This is a genomic window from Sphingopyxis sp. (assembly GCF_040216815.1).
Lineage (GTDB): Bacteria > Pseudomonadota > Alphaproteobacteria > Sphingomonadales > Sphingomonadaceae > Sphingopyxis.
This window is the reverse complement of record NZ_JAVJOJ010000009.1, coordinates 180,641-201,682: the sequence shown is the minus strand read 5'-3', so window position 1 is coordinate 201,682 and position 21,042 is coordinate 180,641. Positions and strand designations below refer to the sequence as shown.

Here is a 21,042-nt window from a genome sequence, read left to right as displayed (position 1 = left end):
GGTCAAATCCCGGCTCGGAACGGTGTGAAATCGGTACCCTCGTCAAAGACGTCGATGCCTTCGCGCCGTTTCAACGCGCCAACGACCAGATAGGTTACCGGCGTCAGCGCCGCTTCCCACACAGTCTTGATCAGCCATTGCGACAAGACGACCTGATAAAGCTGCTCGGGCGGCCAGCCGGCAAGGCCGTAAAAGGCGAGGGGGTAGAATATCAGGCTGTCCAGACCCTGGCCGACGACCGTTGATCCGATCGTGCGCATCCACAGAAACCGTCCCCCGGTCCATAGCTTCATGCGCGCCAGCACATAGGCATTGGCGAACTCGCCCGCCCAAAAGGCGGTCATCGAGGCGAGGACGATGCGCCAGCTGTTGCCGAACACAAATTCATAGGATTCCTGCCCCGGCCAGCCGTCCGCGGGCGGCAGCGAGACGACGGCCCATGCCATGAAGGCCATGAAGGCAAGCGCGGCAAAGCCCGTCCAGATCACCCGCCGTGCGCGCGCATAGCCATAAACTTCGGTGAGGACGTCGCCGATGATGTAGCTGACCGGAAAGAACAGAACCCCGGCGCCGAACGCCCATTCGCTGCCGCCCGGCAAGAGGATATAGCTCGGCTTTGACGCGCCGATGATGTTCGACAAGAGCAGGATCGCGACAAAGGCCGCCATCAGCAGGTCGTAATACCGAAAATGGCGAACGCTCGACGCGCTCGTCGGGACGGGCGGCGTTGGCGGGGAGGGCGTGTCGGTCATCGACGCGTTGCTTAACCTGCTTTGCAGCCCGCGCAAACCACGCTATTCGCGCGGACGTCGTCACCGGCTCTGCACGCCCGTAGCTCCGCCGGATAGAGCAGCCGCTTTCAAAGCGAAGGGTCTGGGCCGCGAAAGGGATGGGAGTGTTGCAGGTTAGCCGTTGCCGGTCCTCCAGCGAACCGTGTAGCGAACTATATTGGGGCCCCGTAGCTCAGCTGGATAGAGCATCGGTCTTCTAAACCGAATGTCGCGTGTTCGAATCACGCCGGGGTCACCATTTTCGCCCAGCGGATCATGGTATCGGGAACGCTGGGGCGAACCCACCAAATGAGGTGAGCTACCCCGCAACAGGCCCGAGCGATTGAGGCCGCGTTGACGAACGGAGCGCAAACACATTCAGCGCATGTTCGGCAAGCTTACGCAACATTCTCAGCAACATCGGGTTGCCCGGCGCGATGGCGCTATGCTGCTCATGGGCCTGCAGAATGCGGCTGCCCCAATTCGATCTGTTCACCCCGTCGCGCGAAGGGCACGGTTTTCAGAACCGTTGTTCGATAATCGGTGGAAAGCACGGTGTCGACGGCGATGAAGGTCGCGAGACCGCGATAGCGGCCGAATTCGATGCGGACATATCCCTGGTGCATATTGTCGGTCCACGCGACCTCCGGGATATGCGCGGCATAGGCCGCGTCCAGCGCGCGCGACGTGGCATCGCCGAAGCCGCTTTCGACGAAGTCGCCGGGCGACGATATGCCTGCTGTCCCGAACTCGATCCCCGCGGGGCGCCCCGCCGCATCGGCAAGGCGATTGGCCCAGAAGCTGTGGCTGTCGCCCGACAGGAACACGAGATCGCCCGCTCCCGCGCGTTGCGACAGCGCATAGAGCCGCTCGCGCGCCCAGGGGTAGCCGCCCCAGGCATCGGTATAGTCCGGCAGGTTGTAGCGTCCCTTCCACGCCAGCGCGACAGCGGGGTCGGCGGCAAGCTTTACGCGTTCGGCAGGCGCGGCGGCGGCGAGTTTGGCGAAGGGGTCGGGAAGGATACCGAGCGCGGCGACATCGGGCACGTCGACGCGCGCAATGACCATCGGCGAACCGATGATCCGCCACGGCTGCGTTTCGGCGACCGACTGCGCAAGCGCCTTCTCCAGATCGGTTTCGAGCTCGGCCGACAGCATCGCGCGACCGGGGGCGCCCAGCACGTCGCGGCGAAAGCGCGCCGCCGTCGCTGCGTCGGTGATCGCGGCGACATGATCGGCATATTCGACCTGCTGCGCCCGCCCGGTGTGGCGCGTTTCGAGCGTGTGGAGCAGCGCGAGATCGCCGAAGCGATAGGCGCGCCAGAACTGGGCGCGCGTGCGCCCGGGCCGATCCAGCCATTCGGGTTCGCGCACCGGCATCCACTCATAATAGGCGCGGATCGACGCCGAGCGGCGCGCGGCCCAGTCGCCTTCGGTCGCGGGCTGGTGATTCTGCGCGCCACCCGTCCAGGGGTTGTTTGTGCTTTCATGGTCGTCCCAGCACGCGAGCAGCGTATGGTTCGCGTGCATCGCCTGCGCGCCCTTGTCGGTCTTATACTGCGCGTGCCGCGTCCGATAGTCGGTGAGCGAGACGATTTCGTGCCCCGGTGCATGGACGCGCCCGATGCTGCGAGCGACCGTAGCGCCCCAGCTGTCGACGCCGCCATATTCATAGATATAGTCGCCCGTATGCAGCACGAAATCGACGCTCGAGTCCCGGGCGATCGCATCATAGGCGTTGAAAAAACCGAAAGCGAAGTTGGAGCAGGACGCGAGCGCGATGCCCAGCCGGTCGAGCCGACCGTCAGGTAGGGTCCGCGCGCGGCCCACGGGTGAAAACGCCTCGCCCAACCGGAAGCGGTAGTAATAAACCCCGCCGGGCGTCAGCCCGCGCGCGAGCAGCTTGACCGTATGGTCGCGCTCGGCATCGGTCGCCGTTGTGCCCGATTGCAGGATGCGTTTGAAATCCGGCGTCGTGCTCAATTCCCATGCGACATCGGCGCGGCCCGCCGTCGTCACATGCGTCCACAAGACAAGGCTGGTCGCGTCGGGGTCGCCGCTCGCGACGCCGTGACGGAAGGTCGGGTTGGCGGGCGTGACACGGGCCTGCAGTCCGCGCGGCATCGTGAAAAGCGTCGCCCCGCCCGCCATGCCCGAAAGCAGGGCGCGGCGCGAGATGTCCGCGCGGTGGAGACGGCTCGTCATGCTCTGATACCCTTGTTGTTTCTATGCGTTGGTCGCCGCGGCGGGCGGAGGGGCGATCGGGCCCCGCCGCCCGCCTTCGTTCACAATCAGAAATCGGCCGTCACGGTGAAGATCATCGAGCGCGGTGCGCCGATCCACGCCGCATTGCCCGAAATGCCGCCCAGATAATCTTCGTCGGTCAGATTGTTGATCGTCAGGCTGAAATCGAGCGCCTGCAGCCAGTCGGTGAGCGCCTCGCCCCGCATCCCGACACTGAAATCGGTCAGGAAATAATGCTTCGCTTCCCAGCTGTTGTCGGCGGTGACGAAGCGGTCGCCGGTATATTTGCCGGTCAGTCCGATGCGGAACGGGCCCGTTTCATAATGGCCCGACAGCACCCACATATCCTTGGGGATGCCCGTGACGCGGTTGCCCGGCGTAACGCCCTGTTCCGCGTCGAGCACGGCATTGCCCGTGCCGCGATATTTGGCATCGATATAGGTATAGGCGGCGTAGAGGTTCAGGCCCTGCGCCGGGCGGACGTTGGCGAGCAGTTCGAAACCCTGCGAATCGATGCCGCCGGCGTTGAAGAATTTGCCGTCGCCTTCGCCGAGATAATCATTGCCGGCTTCGGTCGAATTGGACACGAAGATTACCTGGTTCGAAAATTTGCTTTTGAACCAGGTCGCCGACGCGTTGAACGCCCGGCTCTGATAGCGGACGCCCGCTTCCCAGTTCTCGGCGGTTTCGGGCTGGAGTTCGGAAAAGTCGGCGTTGCTGAACTCGAGCACGGCGTCGCTCAGCGCCTTGAAATTTTCGGCATAGCCGCCGAACAGGTTGAGCCCCGCCACCGGTTCGATCTGGATGCCGCCCGAAAAGAGGACGTCGGACTTCGATTCGATGCGCGCGTTCGGCGTTTCGCCGAACAGGTCGATGCGGTCGATATTGTTGATGAACTGCTTCGCGCCGACATTGACCGTGACCGGCCCGAACGTCAGGCTGTCCTCGACATACCATTTGAACGTGTCCTGCGGATATTTGCGGCTGTACTGGATCCAATAGGGCGCGGGATCGAAGTCGGGGCCGACGCCCGTGTCGACGACATTGTGCCAGTCGCGCCATTCGCTGCGGTGCGTATCCTCGTACCAGATGCCGCCGCGGAGCTTGTTCTGGCCTGCGCCGAAATTCGCGGTCCACGCGGCCTCGGCCGTACCGCCGATGCGGTCCTTGCGGTAATGGGTGTGACGATAGGATTGCGCGCCGATCGCGCCCGGCGCGTAGCAGGCGGGGTCGTAAACCGGGTTGGTCGTCCCGCCATAAGGATAGGGAAGCGACCCGGTGCAGCCCGCGATCGGGCTTAGCGCCACGCCATTGGCATCGACAAAATAGATGAGCCCCGCCGGCGCACCCCCCTTCGCAAGACCGCCCGCCAGTTCGCTTTCGGGATTGCCCGTGCCGTCTGCGATCACATTGGCGACATATTGCGGTACCCAGTCGCCGCGCCCCTGCATATCGTGATAATAGAACGACGCGCGCAGATCGAGCGCGTCGGCGATTGTCGTTTCGGCCTTCAGATAGGCGAAGACATTCTTGCGGAGCGTCGACCAGGCGCGGCGATAGGCCTGGTCCTGATAGGGGATGCCGGTCCACACGCCGACGAGCCCATCGGTTTCAGGAAGCAGCCGGAACTGCTCGGCCGAATAGACCTGATCGTAATTATCCTCGTGCGCATCGTCATAGCTGGCATAGCCGGTGATCCGTACCGGCGTGTCGAGGACGAACTTGGCCGCGAAATTTTCGCGCCGGTTCTGCGCCGACCCCTCGATCCAGTCGGTCGCCTCCTGCCGCGAATAGGAGAACCAGGCGCGTGCCTGGCCATCCAGCACCGACCCCGTATCGAACCGGGCATAGATGCGGCTCGCCTCGAAATCGCCGACCGATCCCGACACGCGGAGGCGCATCTCGTCGAGCGGATCGGAGGTGACGAAATTCAGTGTGCCGCCCAGCGCCTCGTTCGACAGCGAACCGATGTCGGCCGTATCTTTTGCCACTTCGACGGTGCGCAGGTTCATCGTGTCGATAAAGCGATTGGCTTTCGACCCGCCGCCATAACCCGATCCGCCATTGGGCAGCCCGTCCACGGTGATGCCAACCTGTTGCTGGTTCAAATTGGTCTGGAACCCGCGCACCGCCACGGTGGTCGACCAATCGTCGAAACCGAAGGCGTCGCCTTCCTGAACCTGAACGCCAGGCAGCGTGTCGATGACGCCGAGCACCGATACCAGCGGCGGCTGCTCGGCGATCATCGTTTCGGTCGCTGCGGCGTTGTTGTAGCTGGTGCGCGATCCCGTGACGACGATGGTAGCGGCTTCGGCCGCCTCGCCCGCATCGGCGGCGATGGCCGGCGAAGCGACAGCGATCGCGGCAAGGCCGGCCCCGACGATAAGGATATGGCGGCTGTGGAACGACATGCTGGAAAACCCCCCTGAAAAAAGCTTCGGTGGGCGGGCAGCTAGGCGAATATTCTGACGCGCAGCCGTCAGTTCGGGGACAAACGTGCGTCAATTCGCAGTCAACAGGATGACAACCCCCGGCCAATCGTTCGGCAGGCGGGGGGGGACCGTCCCAAATAGTCAATGTCCCAAGGGCGCTTGCGCTCTATACGGAGGGCCGCGACGCCGAGCAGCCCTAGCCATTGCGCGGCGCGGTCAGCATCGGGACGATGCGCGTCATGGCGGCGAGCGCAAGCAGCAGCGTCACCGCCGCGAAGGCCATGGTGTATATGGGCTCGCCAGGGAAAAATGCCTGCATCACCGACCCCATCAGCGACGCAACGAGCAATTGCGGGATCACGACAAAGACGTTGAACAACCCCATGTAGATGCCGAGCTTTGCCTGCGGCAGGCTGGAGGCGAGGATGGCATAGGGCATGGCGAGCACCGAGGCCCAGAAGATGCCGATGAAGACTTCGCTGACGACGAGCAGTGCGGGGTCGCGCAGCACGAAAAAGCTGGCGAAGCCGATCGCGCCGCAGGCAAGGCCGATCATGTGCGTTTGCGCCTGTCCCATTCGCCGCGACAGCCAGGGCAGCAGCGTCAGCGCGGCCACCGCGGCCACGCCATTATAAACGGCGAACAATTCGCCGACCCAGTTGGCCGCCGCCTGATAGTCGGCGCTCGCCGCATCGACCGCGCCATAATGATATTGGGCGACGATCGGGGTCGTGTTGATCCACATGATGAACAGCGCCGACCAGCTGAAAAATTGCACGAGTGCGAGCCGCTTCATCAATGGCGGCATCCCGGCGAAATCGCCGATGATGCTCGCCAGCATGTTGGCGGTCCGCCCGCGACGCGCCAGCAGCGTTGCGGCGATGCGCGCCAGCCCGTATCCGGCGAGCAGCGCGCCGAGCAGCAGCACCTCGCGCAGCAGCGCGAAATGCTGCTGGACCGCCGCAACCGCGATTCCCGCCGCAATCCATGCGAAGGCGCTGCCGAACCCCCGCCCGGCGAGGTCCGCTGCGGGCGGCGCCGGGGCTGCGAGTTCGCTCGCGGCAAAGCGCGCCATCGTCGCCGGATCATATTCGCGCGTCGTCACTATCGTCCAAAGCACCGACAGGAACAGCGCCGCGCCGCCGAACCAGAAGGCATATTTGACCGTGTCGGGAATCTGCCCCGGCGGTGCGACATTGGCGACCCCCATCGCTTCCATCGCCGCGGGAAACAGCGATCCGACGACCGCGCCGGCGCCGATAAAGGCGGTTTGCACGGCATAGCCGGCGCTGTGCTGGTCCTTGCGCAGCATGTCGCCGACAAAGGCGCGGAACGGTTCCATCGAAATGTTGAGCGAGGCGTCGAGCAACCACAGCATCGCCGCCGCGAACCAGATGGCGGGGCTTTCGGGCATCGCGAACAGCGCGATCGCGGCAAGGACTGCGCCGGCAAGAAAATAGGGACGGCGGCGCCCGAGCCGGCCGAGCCAGGTCCTGTCGCTCAGATGTCCGACGATCGGCTGGACAAGCAGCCCGGTCAGCGGCGCGGCGATCCACAGGCCCGGCAGCCGCTCGATATCCTCGCCGAGCGACTGAAAGATGCGGCTCATGTTCGCATTTTGCAGCGCGAAGCCGATCTGGATGCCGAAAAAGCCGAAGCTGATGTTCCACAGGCCGGCAAAGCCCTGCCGCGGCTTGTCCATACGTCTCTCCCCGATGGGCCGTCTATGGCCTGCTTGGCATCGGGTGTTGCAGCGTCGGGCGGGCAGGGCAAGCCGGTTGGCGCTGTGTATACGAATACGTGGCGGAGCGTTCGACGCGCTAGCGCCGTCTTCCGGTCACGCCAATGCTCCGGCGATCCGGGCGACCAGCGCCTCCGCCCCAGCCTGATCGGCGGCGGTGAAGCGCGCGGGCAGTGGGCTGTCGAGGTCGAGCACGCCGATCAGCCGGTCGTTCGCGATCACCGGCACGACAAGTTCGCTGCGGCTGTCGGCGTCGCACGCGATATGGCCGGGAAAGGCATGGACGTCCTCGACGCGTTGGGTGGCGCGAAGGCGCGCGGCGGCGCCGCACACCCCCTTGTCGAGCGGGATGCGGATGCACGCGGCCTTGCCCTGAAAGGGGCCGAGCACAAGTTCCTCGCCGTCGAAGCGATAAAAGCCCGCCCAGTTGAGGTCGGGAATCGCCTGCCAGATCAGCGCCGCGACATTCGCCATATTGGCGATCCCGTCGCGCTCGCCCGCGACGAGCGCCGCGGCGGCTTCGCCCGCCTCGGCCCAGCGTTCGGCAGGGTCGGTCGCCGCAAAGGATAGCGCATAGCTCATCCTATTCGACGTCCAGCCCGGTCCATTTCGCGGCAAAGGCATATTTGTCGGCGGCTTCGGCAATGATCTTGTCGGTCGGCTTGCCGCTGCCATGGCCCGCGCGCGTTTCGATGCGGATGAGGTGCGGCCTGTCGCCTGCCTCGGCATGTTGCAACGCGGCGGTATATTTGAAGCTGTGCCCCGGCACGACGCGGTCGTCGGTGTCGGCAGTTGTCACCAGCACGGCGGGATAGGACATCCCGCTGCGGATATTATGATAGGGTGAATAGCCGAGCAGATTCTTGAAATCGGCCTCTTTCGAGGGGTGACCATAATCGTCGACCCAGTATCGCCCGGCGGTGAAGCGGTCGAAGCGCAGCATGTCCATCACGCCGACCGCGGGCAGAGCGGCCGCAAACAGGTCGGGGCGCTGGTTGGTCACGGCGCCGACCAGCAGACCGCCGTTCGAGCCGCCCTCGATCGCCAACTGGCCCTTGCCCGCGATCCCTTCGGCGATCAGATATTCGCCCGCCGCGATAAAGTCGTCGAAGACATTCTGCTTGTTCGCAAGGCGGCCTGCGTCGTGCCACGCCTTGCCATATTCACCGCCGCCGCGCAGGTTCGCGATCGCGAGCACGCCGCCCTTGTCGACCCACGCGAGCCGCGTCGGCGAAAAGCCCGGCGTCAGCGAGACGTTGAACCCGCCGTAGCCGTACAGCAGCGTCGGCGATCCCTTGCTGCGGTCGAGCCCTTTTTTCATCACGACGAACATCGGCACTTCGGTGCCGTCCTTCGACTTGTAAAAGCGCTGTTCGACCGAAAATTGGTCGGGTTCGAAGGTCAGCTTGGGTTCGGCGAAAATCTCGCTCGCCCCGCTTTGCGTGTCGAAGCGATAGATGGTCGTCGGCCGCGCATAGCTCGAAAAGGCATAAAAGGTTTCTGGATCGCTCGACTTGCCGCCGAAACCCGATGCCGAACCGATGTCGGCAAGGTTGATGGTTGCGATCGCCTTGCCGTCCAACGACACCATCCGCGCCTCTGACTTGGCATCGCCGAGGTACGAGAGGATGATCCGGTCGCCGACGCGCGACGCGCCGACCAGCGTGGCCGCATTTTCGGCAACAAGTTCGGTAAGCTTGTCCGGCTTGCCGATGTCGAACGACACAAGCCGGCCGCGCGGCGCACCCTTGTTGGTCACGAAGGTGAAGCGCGTTCCCGCGTTGGTCACATATTCCCAGTTGTTTGCAAAATCGTCGACGAGAGTGATCGGCTTGGCACCCGGCTTATCGAGCGGGTGCAGCGTCAAACCATAACGCTCGTCGGTCCCTTCGGATGCGACGACGAGCAGATAGCGGCCGTCGTCGGTGACGATCGCGCTATTGTTGAGCTTTGGCTTGTCGGGCGTCGCGTGGATCAGCACATCTTCGCTCTGCGGCGTGCCGAGCTTGTGAAAATAGACGCTGTGATTTTCGTTGAGCGACTGAAACGCCTCGCCCTCTTCGGGTTCGGGGAAGCGCGAATAGAAAAAGCCGCTGCCGTCCTTCGCCCAGTCGAGCGCCGAAAACTTCACCCAGCGCACCTCGTCGGGGAGGTCCTGGCCCGTCGCGACATCCTTGACGCGCACGATGCGCCAGTCGGTGCCGCCGTCCTGCACCGAATAGAGAAGATGCCTGCCGTCCTCCGACGGCTCCCATTCGGCGAGCGCGGTCGCGCCGTCTTTTGCCCACAGATTCGGGTCGATCAGAATGCGGCCCTCGCCCTTCAGTCCCTCGCGAACATAGAGAACCGACTGCGGCTGGAGCCCGTCGTTGCGCGTGTAGAAATAGCGCGTGCCCGCCTTGGTGGGCAGGCCGAAGCGTTCGTAATTATAAAGCTCGGTCATCCGCGCCTTGAAACTCTCGCGGCCGGGTAGCGTGTCGAGATAGGCGTCCGTAACCTTGTTCTGCGCTGCCACCCACGCTGCGACCTTTGGATTGACGCGAACGTCGTCCTCCAGCCAGCGATAGGGGTCGGCAACATCGACGCCGAACTGCGGATCGACCGTGTCACCGCGCGCGGTGTCGGGATAGGCGAGCCTGGGCGCGGGGGCCGATGCGGCGGCGGCATCGGCTGCCTGTGCAGCGGCGGGCGTCATGGCAAGGGCGACCAGCGCGAGCGGCGCGGACAGGCGTTTGGCGGGCATGGCAAGGCGATCCTCATTATCCGGAAAGAAATTATCGTGCGCCGATATGTAAGGATGGAAAAGGGTGGGGCAAGCGGATTCAGTGCTGGGGATCGACCCCGCCTGAATCGTCATCCCGGCGAAGGGTGTTCAGAGGCACGTGACTCTGAAACACGATCTCGCCCTTCCGTTCAAACACAACGGCGAGATTCCGGCCTTCGCCGGAATCACGAAGTAAATAGCAAATTTAGTGCAGCGGGGACGTGCGCACCGCCCAATAGACGATGGTAAGCAGAACGGCCCATAAGAGCAGGATAACGACCATGCCCGCGCGGCTCGACGGCCGCTCGCTGGCCGCTTGGGCGGTTGCTTGCAATTCGGCCCACAGCGGCGCCGCGATGAGCCGCCGCACGGCCAGCAGGCCGAGCGGCAGAATGATAAGGTCGTCGATCCAGCCAAGTACGGGGATAAAATCGGGGATGAGGTCGATGGGCGACAGCGCATAGGCGGCAACGGCGACCGCGAGCAGCCGTGCGAACCATGGCACGCGCGGATCGCGGGCGGCGAGCCAGGCGGCATGCGCCTCGACCGCCAGACGGCGGCCAAGATCGGCGATGCGTTCCGAAAGGGATTTGCCGCTCATCGCATCGTTCATTAACGTCCGGGCATGGCTATCCAACTGAAAAGTGCGCGCGTCGAACGCTGGCCGGTCGCGGGATCGTTCGTCATCAGCCGCGGCGCCAAGGATCATGTCGATGTCGTCGTCGCCGAAATCGCAGGCGCCAGCGGCGATGGGGACGCGGTCGGGCGCGGCGAGGGAACGCCGCTTTATTATCTGGGCGAAGACGCGGCGGCGTGCCGCGACCAGATATTGCTCGCCGCCGGACATATCGCCGACATGGACGCGGTGGAGGCGCGCGCGGCGATACAGGAAATCATGGCACCCGGCGCGGCGCGCAACGCGCTCGATTGCGCGCTATGGGATCTGGAGGCGCGGCAGCGCGGCCTCAGGCTCTGGCAGCTTGCCGGCTGCGACGGTGCGCCGACCGCGCGGACGACCGCCTTCACCATCTCGCTCGGCACACCGGGCGCGATGGCCGAACAGGCGGCAACGGCGGAAGCCGACGGCTATCATCTCCTCAAGATCAAGCTGACGGGCGAGGGCGATCGGTTGCGCGTCGCCGGGGTGCGCAAGGGCGCGCCCAATGCGCGGCTGATTGTCGACGCCAACGAAAGCTGGGGGCAGGTCGATCTGTTGGAAGAGGCAGAGGCGCTCGCCGATATGGGCGTGGAAATGATCGAGCAGCCGGTGCCGGTCGGCGCCGACGCGCTGCTCGATCCCATCTATGCGTCGATTCCCTTCGTGGCCGACGAAAGCTGCCAGACCGCGGCCGATGTGGCGCGCATCGGTCCCTTTTACGATGGTGTGAATATCAAGCTCGACAAGGCGGGCGGGTTGACCGAGGCGCTGCGTATCGCCGATGCGGCGGACGCGGCGGGGCTCGCGATCATGGTCGGCTGTATGCTCTCGACCAGCCTCGCCATCGCCCCTGCCTTTGTGCTTGCCCAGCGCGCGCGCTGGGTCGATCTCGACGGCCCCGCGCTGCTGGCGCGCGACCGCGAGGACGGCTTCGAGTTTCGCGAGGGGCGGATCGGGCCGCCGGTGGGATAGGGATCGGAGCGCGTCGACCGGTCTAAAGGGCCACCGTGCCATGCTGGCCCAGCTCGCCTTCCTTCATCGTCATTCCGGTCGCAAGTTTGAACAGGCCCTTGATCCCCGGATCGGCGGTCCAGATTTCGGCGTCGTCCAGGTCAAAGCGAAGCAGCAGCAGCTTCGGATCGTCCTTGCCGCCCGGATACCAGGCCGCGACGCCGTTATTCCAGAGCTTGTCGAGTACAGCGCGGTCGGTTTCGCGGCGCAGCGTGCCCGATATGCAGGCAAAGAGGTCGTGATCCTTCGAGGCGAATTGCGCCATCGCCGGGCCGCCGCCCGCAAGCCGGTTGTCGGTCGCGGTGAAGAACCAGAAGGCGCTGTTCGCGTCCTTGTCGAGTTGCGCCCGCATCGGGATATGATGGTCGCGCTCACCCGTCGCGCCCACCATCAGATTGGGACTGTCGGCCAGCGCTTTCCAGAATTGCTGCTTGATGTCGTTGCTCATCGAATGGCTCCTTTCGGCCCCCTCAATGATCAACCAACGCGGCACGTGCGCCAATGTTGCCCGGCTCAGCGCTGCCGCGGCTCGGCATAGCTGACGATTTCATATTCGATGCCGTCGGGGTCGAAGAAATAGAAGCGGCGGCCGGGTTCGTAGTCGGCGTGATTGAAGGGCGTGAGTCCGACCGCCTTCACGCGCATTTCGATCGCGTCGAGGTCATCGACCTGCACGCCGACATGGTTAAGCGGCTCGCCTTTCGGATAGCGTGCGCCCTCATGCTCGCCGTCGGGGCCGGTGTAGAGCGCGATATAGGCGGTATCGCTGCCCAGATGGATCGTGCGCCCACCGTCGCGCGCGGGGCCGCGCCAGCGCTCGTGCCAGCCGAAGATCGCCGACAGAATGGCGGCCGTACGATCGGGGTCGCTGACGGTCAGATTCACATGTTCGATGAAGGGGTGCGTCACTTGGAAACTCCTGATTCGGATTGACGCGGCGGTTTATGAAAGCTGAAGTCAGGTTTAGATCAAGGCTATTCGACATGGCGACGGAAACGGAAAGGACATGCCCATGCACCGCACCGACCTGATTTCGATCGGCGAGCTGGCCGCGCGCACCGGCGTCGCGGTATCGGCGATCCGTTTTTACGAAGCGAAGGGGCTCATAGAAGCGCTGCGCACCCGAGGCGGACAGCGACGATTCCTGCGCGCCGACATCCGCCGCGTGTCATTCATCCTGATCGCGCAGCAGATGGGACTGAGCCTTGAGGAGATCGGCGACGAGCTTGCCCGATTACCCGCGGGCCGGACGCCCAATGCCACCGACTGGACGCGGATCAGCACCGGGCTGCGCGCGCGGATCGACGCGCAGATCACGGCGCTGACGCGCACACGGGGACTGCTCGACCAGTGCATCGGCTGCGGCTGCCTGTCCCTGAAGAAATGCGGGCTCTACAACCGCGAGGATAAGGCGGCGCAGCGCGGCGCCGGGCCGCGCTATGTGCTGGGCGACCGGGCGGGGGAGATTGCCGAGGTGGGGTGAAGGGGGCGCGCCGTCGGCTTTTGGGTGGATTCCAGACCTTCCATTATTCGTCATCCCGGCGAAGGCCGGGATGACGATGGAAGGGGGGCGCCATCACCCGAACCAGCCGTCCGCAACCACCTCTCAAGCCGCCGTTAACCGCTCGATTTCCGGCGCTCCGGCAAGGCAAGGGCCGAGCTTGGCGCCCAGCGTGCGGAAATGGTCCGACGCGCGATGGGCTTCGACTGCGGCTTCGCTGTCATAGCATTCCATGACCTTGTAGGCGCCCGCTTCCTCGGTGCGAAAAAGCCTGTAATAGCTGTTGCCCGTTTCGTTTGCGCTCACCGCGGCGGCCAGTTCGGCGAAGACGCCTTCAAAGGCTTCTTCCTTGCCGGGCTGCACGCGCAGGGTCGCGATGATGCCGATGCTGCTCATGTCTCTCTCCTCTCGCCATCAGGTTCTGAGATCGGGGTCGACCTCCCATCCTTCCTCGACCTGAATGCCAAAGCTGTTCAGGATCATCGATACCTGCGTATATTGCCCGACCGTCATCACCAGGTCCATGCGGCCCTTGTCGCCAAGCGGCGCGAGCGCGGCCCAACTGGCGTCGGTGACGAAATGGTCGGTGCAAAGCTCGTCGGTCGCGCGCAGCATCGCCGCGTCGAGGTCGCTCCAACCCGCAGCGTCGGGTCCGGCCTTGATCCGCGCGATCTCCTCGTCGGTCAGGCCGCAATCGAGCCCGATCCGCTTGTGCTGGGTCCATTCATAGCCCGAACGGCAGTTATAGCCGGTGCGCAGAATGACAAGTTCGCGGTCGCGGGGTGAAAGCGCATTGCGGCGCGACAGGATATAATTGCCCCAGCCGAGAAAGGCGGTGAGCGCCTTTGGCGCATGGGCCAGCGTGCGGAAGATGTTGAGAATCTTGCCGCCCCCGACCTTGCCGCCGTCGGAAGCAAGGAAGGGTTCGAGCGCGGCGCGCTGGTCGGTATCGAGCCGGTCCAGATCGACCGGCTCGATACGCGGTTTATCCAGGCGCAAATCAGAAGACCTCGAACAAACCTGCCGCGCCTTGGCCGCCGCCGATGCACATGGTGACGACGGCATATTTGACGCCGCGGCGCTTGCCCTCGATCAGCGCGTGGCCGACGCAGCGCGCGCCCGTCATGCCGAAGGGGTGGCCGATCGAGATCGAGCCGCCGTTGACGTTCAAGAGCTCGTCGGGAATGCCCAGCTTGTCGCGGCAATAGAGCACCTGCACGGCGAACGCCTCGTTGAGTTCCCAAAGGCCGATGTCGTCCATCTTGAGCTCGAAGCGTTCGAGCAGCCTGGGGATGGCGAAAACGGGTCCGATCCCCATTTCGTCGGGCTCGGTGCCGGCCACCGCCATGCCGACATAGCGGCCGAGCGGGGTCAGGCCGCGCTTTTCGGCGAGCTTCGCTTCCATCACGACGCAGGCCGAGGACCCATCCGCCAGCTGGCTGGCGTTACCCGCGGTGATCGTATGGCCTTCGCCCATCACCGGCTTGAGGCTGGCCAGCCCTTCGAGCGTGGTGTCGGGACGGTTGCATTCGTCGCGGTCGGCGACGACATCCTTGTAGGAAACTTCCTTCGTCTCCTTGTCGACGATCGCCATCGTCGCCTTGCAGGGGACGATCTCGTCGGTGAACTTGCCCGCGGCCTGCGCGGCGGCCGTGCGCTGCTGCGACTGGAGCGAATATTCGTCCTGCGCCTCGCGGCTGATATTATAGCGCTTCGCAACGACCTCCGCCGTGCCGATCATCGGCATGTAGATGTCCTTGTGCATGGCCAGCAATTCCTGGTCGGCCTCGAAGAAAGTCTTGCCGCTGCCGCTGACTTTCGAGATGCTTTCGACGCCGCCGGCGACCACGACGTCCTGGCGGTCGACGATGATCTGCTTCGCGGCGGTCGCGATCGTCATCAGGCCCGACGAGCACTGGCGGTCGATCGACATTCCGGGGACCGTCACCGGCAGGCCGGCGCGAAGGCCGATCAGGCGCGCGACGTTCATCGTCTGCGATCCCTGCTGCATCGCGGCGCCGAACAGGACGTCGTCGATCTCGCCGCCCTCGACCCCGGCGCGCTCGACCGCGGCGGCGACCGAATAAGCGCCGAGCGTCGGCGAAGTGGTGTTGTTGAACGAACCGCGCGCCGCTTTGGTCAGCGGCGTACGGGCGGTGGAAACGATGACTGCGTCACGCATGATGTTGATCCTTCTTTTTGGTTCCGGTTGTCTTTTCGGGGGAGGTCCGCCGGTCAAATCCTGTTCAGACGAAGAATTGCGTAATCCACTCGGCGATCAGTGCGGGCTTTTCCTCGTCCTCGATCTCGACGGTGATCTCGTTGGTCTGCTGCCACTGTCCGGGACGCTTTTCGTCGAGTTCGAGCAGTTTGACATGGCTGCGAACGCGCTTGCCCGAACGGACGGGGGCAAGGAAACGCACCTTGTTGCCGCCATAGTTGACGCCCATCTTGACGCCTTCGATCTTCGGCCCGTCGGTACGCGCGCCCAGCATCGGGATCAGCGAAAGCGTCAGGAAGCCGTGCGCGATCGTCCCGCCGAAGGGCGTCAGCTTCGCCTTTTCCTCGTCGATATGGATGAACTGATGATCGCCCGTCGCGTCGGCGAACTTGTTGATCATCTCCTGATCGACGAGCACCCACTCGGACGTGCCGAGATGCTCTCCGACCCTGGTTTGCAGCTCCTGCGGCGTGATGGTGGCCATTTTCGATCCCCTCAATTTCTGGTTCGGGGCGCGTTCTAGGCCTCTCTTGCCGCATTGCACAAGGGCCAAGCCCCGCGCCCGCGCCGCCGTAGCGTCAGTTCTTGGCGAGCTTGGGCGTCTTCATCGTGACGCTTTCGGCATAGGGCAGAATCATCGTCCCGTCGGGGGCGGCGGTGAAGGTCGTCTGGGTCGGATAGGCAAAGTCGTATCCAGCGGCGGTCATCTCTTCGAACAGGCGAATGCCGATCTCGGTCCGCGCGGCGATGACTTCGTTATAATCGTCGCTGTGGACATCGACGACCAGCTCGAAATCGAGGCTGGAGGCGCCGAACCCGATGAAGCTCGATCGCACGAATTCATGTCCTTCGCCTTCCACTTGTGCCTTGAGCAGTGCGGGGAGCGCGCGCAGCATTTCGGGCGTGGTCTGATAGACGACGCCGATGGCATATTGGACACGGCGGCGGTGCAGATTGGCGTAGTTGGTGATCTCCTTGCCAAGCAGATTGGTGTTCGAGATCACCAGCAGCTCGCCGTTGATCGATCGCAGATGCGTGCTCTTGAGCCCGATCTTTTCGACCGTCGCGATGCTGTTATCATATTTGATCGTCTCGCCGACGCGGAAGGGCCGGTCGAAGATGATCGAGAGCGAGGCGAAAAGGTCGGAAAAAATGCCTTGTGCGGCAAGGCCGATCGCGATGCCGCCGATGCCGAGGCCGGCGACCAGGCCGGTGACATTGACCCCCATATTATCGAGGATGACGATCCCCGCGACCGCGAACAGCGCGACGCTGATCAGCAGGCGAATGATCCCCATCGCATTGCTCAGCGTTTCGTTGTGGCCCTCTGCCGCGCGGCGCTGGATCAGGCCAAGCACGATTTCGCGCGCCCAGATCGCGGCCTGCATCACCACTGCCACCGTGAATGCGAAATGGATGATTTGCATCACCAGCGCGGGCGGCTGCGCATAACCTGCAACGAGCCGGATCGAGATGATCGCAAGCACCAGCGATTTCGTCTTGTGGATCACCCGCCCGACGATGTCGGTCAGCGTGAATTGTCCGGGCGCCGACTGCGCACGCTTCAGCGCGAAGGTGCGGATCATCGACAGCAAGAAATAGATGATCAGACCCGCGGCAATCGCGATGCCGATCTGCAGCCAATGGTCGTTCACCCACGCGATGCTGGCGTCCCACCAGTGTCGCAGGTCATCGAGAGGGCTGAGGGATGCGGCCGGGGCGGCAGCAGCCTTTGCGGCTTCGCTCGGAACGGTCTGGGTGGGGGCTGCGGCGAATATCGGAAAAATCACGTCGATCCTCTTGTTGCGGGGAACGGTCAGGCGGAGCGGAGCAGCGCGGCCGCGTCGGGCACCTGCTCCAGATAGGTCAAAAATCCGCGTTCGTAACGCGAAAGATATTTGGTCGCGCGCGGCAGCTGTCCCACCGCTCCCGCAAAATCGCCGCGAAGTTGCGCCGCAGCGATCATTGCGGGGTGGACATAGGCCTTGCGCGCGATGGCGGGCGTGTTGCCCAGCCGATCGGCGACATGTTCGAGCAAAGCCTTGAGCGTTGGCGGTTCGTCGGCGTCGTAAAGAAAGGCGAAAGCCTCCACGCTCGCCGACCAGGTGCGGAAATGCTTGGCGCTGAAATCCGCCCCCATCGCCGCGCGGATATAGGCGTTTACCTCGTCCGATCCGACCGCGCAAAGCTCGCCTGCATCCTCATATTGGAATAGATGCTGCCCCGGCAGATCCTGCAGCCTTCGCACCAGGGTCGCGAGGCTGCGGTCGCTGATCGACACCTCGCGCTTTGCGCCGCCTTTGGCGCGATAGCTGAGGCGCAGCGTCCGGCCCGACAGGCGCGCGTGGCGCTGGCGGAGCGTTGTGGCGCCGAAGCTTTTGTTCGCGGCGACATATTGCTCGTTGCCGATCCGAAGCGCGGCGAGATCGAGCAGCCGCACCACCGCCGCAACGACGCGTTCGGCGCAGAGCGTGCGGCGCCTGAGGTCGTCGGCGAGCCGCGCGCGGAGCAGCGGCAGCGCGTGGCCAAAGGCCGCGCAGCGATCATATTTGTCGGCTTCGCGCGCCATGCGAAATTCGGGGTGATAGCGATATTGCTTGCGCCCGCGCGCATCATAACCCGTCGCGAGAATATGGCCGTTGGCGGCGGGGCAAAACCACGCATCCTCGTACGCGGGCGGCAATGCGATCGCGTTCAGCCGGTCGATCTCGTCGCGATCGCGGATCAGCTTTCCCGTGGCGTCGCGATACCGCCAGCCGTCGGCGGAGCGCTCGCGCGTAATGCCGGGCAGGCTGTCGTCGACGTGGATAAGGCGGGGGGCGGCCATGGAGGAATAGCGCGGCAAGGCGCCCGATGGTTCCGGCTCCGCGAGCAGCAATGCTATTGCGGCCTTGCTGCCGCATGGCGCGCGGGGACCTGAGCCGGGCGCGCGGTCAGCGGACGCCACCCGGCCTCCAGCTCGCGGCGGCGGCAATAGGTCGACAGGCCGATTTCGAGCGCAAGCATCATATAGATGAACGGCTGGAAGGCGATGCCGACGAACAGGGATCCGACCATATAGACGATATGGCCGTGCTGGAGCGCGGTCGCCAGCGGCGCGATCCATTGTTCCTCGGCGCGGCGCGTCTTGAGGTAGCGGCGGCGGAGCTGCTCCATCCGGGCGAGGCTGATCGCGTGGAGCAGCAGCCAGAGCGCGAGCCCCGGATAGCCCTGTTCGCCCAGCATCTCGAAATAGCTGGAGTGATAGGCGCGCGAATGTTCTTCATACACCGTCGGTCCGGCTTCTTGCGGGGCGTCGGGATCATAGTCGCTCGCCGCCCGTTCGACGCGGACGCTGTTCTGGATATAGGCTTCGAAGCCGCCGCCAAAGGGGTTCTCCTTGGCATATTCCCATGTCCACTGCCACACCGCGACGCGGGTGGAGGCCGACTGGTCGGCACGGTGGTCGCGGATGGTTTCCATCCGGTCGGTGAAGCTTTGCGGCAAAAAGGGTATGGCCGCGACGGTGAGCAGCCCCGCCCCGGCGATATAGAGAAAACGGTGCTTGACCGCGCGCAGCGACAGGACGGCGAGCACCGCGAGGCAGACAAGCCCGGTGCGCGCCTGCGTTCCCACGGGCAGCAACATGCACGCGAAACACAGCGCGAAGGCAAAGAGCGAGACGCGCCAGTCGGGCGGAAAGATCGTGCCGTGGCGGCGGTACCAGAGGATCAGCGGGATGATCGCAATGCCGACGGTCGACATGATCGACCCTTCGTAGAGCCCGTAATTTTCGTTGAGCAACAGCTGAAGCGTGCCGTAACCGCCACCGCCCGCCGCGGTTTTGATCCCGCCAGCGATCGCGATCGAGGCCGCCGACAGCAGCATGATGAGCGCGAGCGCTTCTATGCGCAGCTTGGTGCGGAGCGTCAGCGGAAGGAAGATCGCCCAGAGCAACGCTTTCCACACCCAGCTCCATTTGTCGGCGGCCTCGACCGGAAAATCGGCCTGAATCGTCGTGAGCCAGCAATAGCCGAGGATCAGGACGAGCAGGCTTTGCCGACCCGACCACCGTGTATCGCCTTTGTCGTCGGCGATCAGCCAGCCGAGGATGGCGAGCCCGAACACGATCAGCGAAATCGGAATCGAATTGATCAGGAAATAGCTCAGCCGCTGTGGTGCGACGATGTCGATGTAGCAAAAGCAGAGGATGAACAGGAACGGCTTGCGAAAGCCGACCCCGATGAAGGCGAACAGGAAAGCGACGAAGACGAGGTCACGCATCGGACGAGGTGTCCGCGGCGGTGCGTTCGGCGTCGCGGCGGCGCTGCCACAGCTGGCGCGGGCTCACCTCGCGATCCAGGTCGTCGCGATAAAGCAGGCGCCATAGCGCGATCGCCATGAGCAAGTGCGTCAGACCAATGGAAAAATTGTCGACCATATCGGACGCCGCCTAGGCTATCGGGGTTGACGCCGCGTTAAGCCTTGTCTGTCAAAGCCCTGCACGATGACCCGCATATTGCACATTCTTGATCATAGCCTGCCCGCGCACAGCGGCTACACCTTTCGTACCCGCGCACTGATGAAGGCGCAGGTTGCAAAGGGGTGGGAGGTCGCGGGCGTAACCGGCGTGCGTCATCCCGAAGCCGGGCCCGACGGCGAGACGATCGATGGATTGACCTTTTACCGCACGCCGCCAATCGCGTCCGCGCGCTCGCCGATCCGCGAATGGCGCGAAATCGGCGCGCTGGCCAGGCGGATCGAGGCGCTGGCGAAGCAATGGCGGCCCGATGTTCTGCATGCCCATTCGCCGGTGCTGGACGGGCTTGCTGCGCTGCGCGTCGGCAAGCGGCTAGGCATCCCGGTCATCTATGAAATCCGGGCGTTCTGGGAGGATGCGGCGGTCGGAAATGGCACCGGGCGCGAAGGGAGCCTGCGCTACCGGCTCACCAAAGCGGTCGAGACCCATGCGGTCAGATCGGCAGACGCGGTCGCGGTGATTTGCGAAGGGCTGCGCGGCGACCTGATCGCGCGCGGGATCGACCCTGCCAAGATTACGGTGTCGCCCAATGGCGTCGATTTGGACCTGTTCGGCGATCCGCCGCCGCGCGACGATGCGCTTGCCGCTGCGCTGGGGATCGCCGCCGACGATGCGGTGATCGGCTATATCGGCAGCTTTTACGACTATGAGGGGATCGACGACCTGATCGCCGCGATGCCCGCGCTGGTGGCGGCGCAGCCGAAGGCAGGCCTGTTATTGGTCGGCGGGGGGCCGATGGAAGCGGCGCTCAAGGCGCAGGCCGCGGCTTCGACCGCGTCGTCGCACATTCATTTCGTCGGCCGGGTGCCGCATGGCGAGGTCGAGCGTTATTATTCGCTGATCGACGTCCTTGCTTACCCGCGCAAGAAGATGCGCCTTACCGACCTTGTCACGCCGCTGAAACCGCTTGAGGCAATGGCGCAGGGCAAGCTGGTCGCGGCGTCGAACGTCGGCGGCCATCGCGAACTGATCGAGGATGGCGAAACCGGCTGCCTCTTCGCCCCCGACGACCCCCCGGCGATTGCCGATGCGCTTAACAAATTGTTGGAAAACAGGGATATGTGGCCAGATCGGCGGCGTGTCGCACGTATTTTTGTCGAAAACCATCGTAACTGGTCATCAAACATTTTACGTTATGAGCCGGTTTACCAGCGATTGCTGCGCGGCGACTGATGCCGCCGG

20 protein-coding genes and 1 tRNA gene are annotated in these 21,042 nt (G+C 64.2%); 4 read left to right on the top strand and 17 right to left on the bottom strand.

Features of this window, described 5'->3' with window-relative positions; genetic code table 11:
• Window positions 1–2 precede the first annotated feature (2 nt).
• Window positions 3–752, bottom strand: coding sequence for a queuosine precursor transporter (locus RIA72_RS11505; RefSeq protein ID WP_350032198.1), 750 nt, complete (start codon window positions 750–752; stop codon window positions 3–5).
• A gap of 200 nt (window positions 753–952) precedes the next feature.
• On the opposite strand from RIA72_RS11505, the gene RIA72_RS11500 reads away from it, so the two are divergent.
• A tRNA-Arg gene (locus tag RIA72_RS11500) sits at window positions 953–1,029 on the top strand.
• 193 nt (window positions 1,030–1,222) lie between these two features.
• Here RIA72_RS11500 and RIA72_RS11495 read toward each other — a convergent pair.
• The 6 genes from RIA72_RS11495 to RIA72_RS11470 form a co-directional block, all read right to left on the bottom strand.
• Window positions 1,223–2,974, bottom strand: a complete 1,752-nt coding sequence (locus RIA72_RS11495) for an alkaline phosphatase D family protein (protein ID WP_350032197.1) — start codon at window positions 2,972–2,974, stop codon at window positions 1,223–1,225.
• Between the two features lie 86 nt (window positions 2,975–3,060).
• Window positions 3,061–5,424 (bottom strand): TonB-dependent receptor, encoded by a 2,364-nt coding sequence (locus RIA72_RS11490; RefSeq protein WP_350032196.1) that lies wholly within the window; start codon window positions 5,422–5,424, stop codon window positions 3,061–3,063.
• A 217-nt stretch (window positions 5,425–5,641) separates the two neighbouring features.
• Window positions 5,642–7,147, bottom strand: coding sequence for an MFS transporter (locus tag RIA72_RS11485; RefSeq protein ID WP_350032195.1), 1,506 nt, complete (start codon window positions 7,145–7,147; stop codon window positions 5,642–5,644).
• Window positions 7,148–7,282: 135 nt separating this feature from the next.
• Window positions 7,283–7,768, bottom strand: a complete 486-nt coding sequence (msrC, locus tag RIA72_RS11480) for a free L-methionine (R)-S-oxide reductase MsrC (RefSeq protein ID WP_350032194.1) — start codon at window positions 7,766–7,768, stop codon at window positions 7,283–7,285.
• 1 nt (window position 7,769) lies between these two features.
• Entirely contained in the window at window positions 7,770–9,929 is a 2,160-nt protein-coding gene (locus tag RIA72_RS11475; RefSeq protein ID WP_350032193.1) for a prolyl oligopeptidase family serine peptidase, read from the bottom strand.
• 226 nt (window positions 9,930–10,155) lie between these two features.
• The gene (locus RIA72_RS11470) at window positions 10,156–10,551 is read right to left on the bottom strand and encodes a YkvA family protein (RefSeq protein ID WP_350032192.1); all 396 of its coding nucleotides are present in this window, start codon (window positions 10,549–10,551) and stop codon (window positions 10,156–10,158) included.
• A 24-nt stretch (window positions 10,552–10,575) separates the two neighbouring features.
• Between RIA72_RS11470 and RIA72_RS11465 the strand changes: the two genes are divergently transcribed.
• Window positions 10,576–11,580, top strand: a complete 1,005-nt coding sequence (locus tag RIA72_RS11465) for a dipeptide epimerase (protein WP_350032191.1) — start codon at window positions 10,576–10,578, stop codon at window positions 11,578–11,580.
• A 22-nt stretch (window positions 11,581–11,602) separates the two neighbouring features.
• Here RIA72_RS11465 and RIA72_RS11460 read toward each other — a convergent pair whose 3' ends face one another.
• Window positions 11,603–12,067 carry a pyridoxamine 5'-phosphate oxidase family protein gene (locus tag RIA72_RS11460; RefSeq protein WP_350032190.1) on the bottom strand — a complete coding sequence of 155 codons (465 nt, stop codon included), beginning with the start codon at window positions 12,065–12,067 and terminating at the stop codon, window positions 11,603–11,605.
• 65 nt (window positions 12,068–12,132) lie between these two features.
• Window positions 12,133–12,528: a VOC family protein gene (locus RIA72_RS11455; protein WP_350032189.1), complete on the bottom strand. Its 396-nt coding sequence runs from the start codon at window positions 12,526–12,528 to the stop codon at window positions 12,133–12,135.
• Window positions 12,529–12,631: 103 nt separating this feature from the next.
• Between RIA72_RS11455 and soxR the strand changes: the two genes are divergently transcribed.
• Complete coding sequence (soxR, locus tag RIA72_RS11450; RefSeq protein ID WP_350032188.1) at window positions 12,632–13,102, top strand: redox-sensitive transcriptional activator SoxR; 471 nt, start codon at window positions 12,632–12,634, stop codon at window positions 13,100–13,102.
• Between the two features lie 123 nt (window positions 13,103–13,225).
• Here the strand turns inward: soxR and RIA72_RS11445 are convergent, their stop codons facing one another.
• From RIA72_RS11445 to RIA72_RS11410, 8 genes are all read right to left on the bottom strand, one after another.
• The gene (locus tag RIA72_RS11445) at window positions 13,226–13,516 is read right to left on the bottom strand and encodes a putative quinol monooxygenase (RefSeq protein WP_350032187.1); all 291 of its coding nucleotides are present in this window, start codon (window positions 13,514–13,516) and stop codon (window positions 13,226–13,228) included.
• Between the two features lie 18 nt (window positions 13,517–13,534).
• Window positions 13,535–14,119 carry a carboxymuconolactone decarboxylase family protein gene (locus tag RIA72_RS11440; RefSeq protein WP_350032186.1) on the bottom strand — a complete coding sequence of 195 codons (585 nt, stop codon included), beginning with the start codon at window positions 14,117–14,119 and terminating at the stop codon, window positions 13,535–13,537.
• A gap of 1 nt (window position 14,120) precedes the next feature.
• Entirely contained in the window at window positions 14,121–15,302 is a 1,182-nt protein-coding gene (locus RIA72_RS11435; protein ID WP_350032185.1) for an acetyl-CoA C-acyltransferase, read from the bottom strand.
• Window positions 15,303–15,366: 64 nt separating this feature from the next.
• Complete coding sequence (locus RIA72_RS11430; RefSeq protein ID WP_350032184.1) at window positions 15,367–15,825, bottom strand: MaoC family dehydratase; 459 nt, start codon at window positions 15,823–15,825, stop codon at window positions 15,367–15,369.
• A gap of 94 nt (window positions 15,826–15,919) precedes the next feature.
• Window positions 15,920–17,029, bottom strand: a complete 1,110-nt coding sequence (locus RIA72_RS11425; protein WP_502957963.1) for a mechanosensitive ion channel family protein — start codon at window positions 17,027–17,029, stop codon at window positions 15,920–15,922.
• Window positions 17,030–17,157: 128 nt separating this feature from the next.
• A complete protein-coding gene (locus RIA72_RS11420; RefSeq protein WP_350032182.1) occupies window positions 17,158–18,168 on the bottom strand; it encodes a DNA topoisomerase IB in 1,011 nt (336 codons plus the stop codon).
• Between the two features lie 53 nt (window positions 18,169–18,221).
• Window positions 18,222–19,604, bottom strand: coding sequence for a putative O-glycosylation ligase, exosortase A system-associated (locus tag RIA72_RS11415; protein ID WP_350032181.1), 1,383 nt, complete (start codon window positions 19,602–19,604; stop codon window positions 18,222–18,224).
• Window positions 19,597–19,761, bottom strand: coding sequence for a hypothetical protein (locus tag RIA72_RS11410; RefSeq protein ID WP_350032180.1), 165 nt, complete (start codon window positions 19,759–19,761; stop codon window positions 19,597–19,599). Before RIA72_RS11410 ends, RIA72_RS11415 begins: the two co-directional genes overlap by 8 nt.
• A 66-nt stretch (window positions 19,762–19,827) precedes the next feature.
• On the opposite strand from RIA72_RS11410, the gene RIA72_RS11405 reads away from it, so the two are divergent.
• Entirely contained in the window at window positions 19,828–21,033 is a 1,206-nt protein-coding gene (locus tag RIA72_RS11405; RefSeq protein ID WP_350032179.1) for a TIGR04063 family PEP-CTERM/XrtA system glycosyltransferase, read from the top strand.
• The last annotated feature ends 9 nt before the right edge of the window (window positions 21,034–21,042 follow it).

Coding starts and splice junctions, on each gene's coding strand:
- RIA72_RS11405 (WP_350032179.1), top strand. CDS start 19,828: ATGACCCGCATATTGCACATTCTTGATCATAGCCTGCCCGCGCACAGC.
- RIA72_RS11435 (WP_350032185.1), bottom strand. CDS start 15,302: ATGCGTGACGCAGTCATCGTTTCCACCGCCCGTACGCCGCTGACCAAA.
- RIA72_RS11415 (WP_350032181.1), bottom strand. CDS start 19,604: ATGCGTGACCTCGTCTTCGTCGCTTTCCTGTTCGCCTTCATCGGGGTC.
- RIA72_RS11465 (WP_350032191.1), top strand. CDS start 10,576: ATGGCTATCCAACTGAAAAGTGCGCGCGTCGAACGCTGGCCGGTCGCG.
- RIA72_RS11495 (WP_350032197.1), bottom strand. CDS start 2,974: ATGACGAGCCGTCTCCACCGCGCGGACATCTCGCGCCGCGCCCTGCTT.
- RIA72_RS11445 (WP_350032187.1), bottom strand. CDS start 13,516: ATGAGCAGCATCGGCATCATCGCGACCCTGCGCGTGCAGCCCGGCAAG.
- RIA72_RS11460 (WP_350032190.1), bottom strand. CDS start 12,067: ATGAGCAACGACATCAAGCAGCAATTCTGGAAAGCGCTGGCCGACAGT.
- RIA72_RS11505 (WP_350032198.1), bottom strand. CDS start 752: ATGACCGACACGCCCTCCCCGCCAACGCCGCCCGTCCCGACGAGCGCG.
- RIA72_RS11490 (WP_350032196.1), bottom strand. CDS start 5,424: ATGTCGTTCCACAGCCGCCATATCCTTATCGTCGGGGCCGGCCTTGCC.
- msrC (WP_350032194.1), bottom strand. CDS start 7,768: ATGAGCTATGCGCTATCCTTTGCGGCGACCGACCCTGCCGAACGCTGG.
- RIA72_RS11430 (WP_350032184.1), bottom strand. CDS start 15,825: ATGGCCACCATCACGCCGCAGGAGCTGCAAACCAGGGTCGGAGAGCAT.
- RIA72_RS11410 (WP_350032180.1), bottom strand. CDS start 19,761: ATGGTCGACAATTTTTCCATTGGTCTGACGCACTTGCTCATGGCGATC.
- soxR (WP_350032188.1), top strand. CDS start 12,632: ATGCACCGCACCGACCTGATTTCGATCGGCGAGCTGGCCGCGCGCACC.
- RIA72_RS11470 (WP_350032192.1), bottom strand. CDS start 10,551: ATGAGCGGCAAATCCCTTTCGGAACGCATCGCCGATCTTGGCCGCCGT.
- RIA72_RS11485 (WP_350032195.1), bottom strand. CDS start 7,147: ATGGACAAGCCGCGGCAGGGCTTTGCCGGCCTGTGGAACATCAGCTTC.
- RIA72_RS11475 (WP_350032193.1), bottom strand. CDS start 9,929: ATGCCCGCCAAACGCCTGTCCGCGCCGCTCGCGCTGGTCGCCCTTGCC.
- RIA72_RS11420 (WP_350032182.1), bottom strand. CDS start 18,168: ATGGCCGCCCCCCGCCTTATCCACGTCGACGACAGCCTGCCCGGCATT.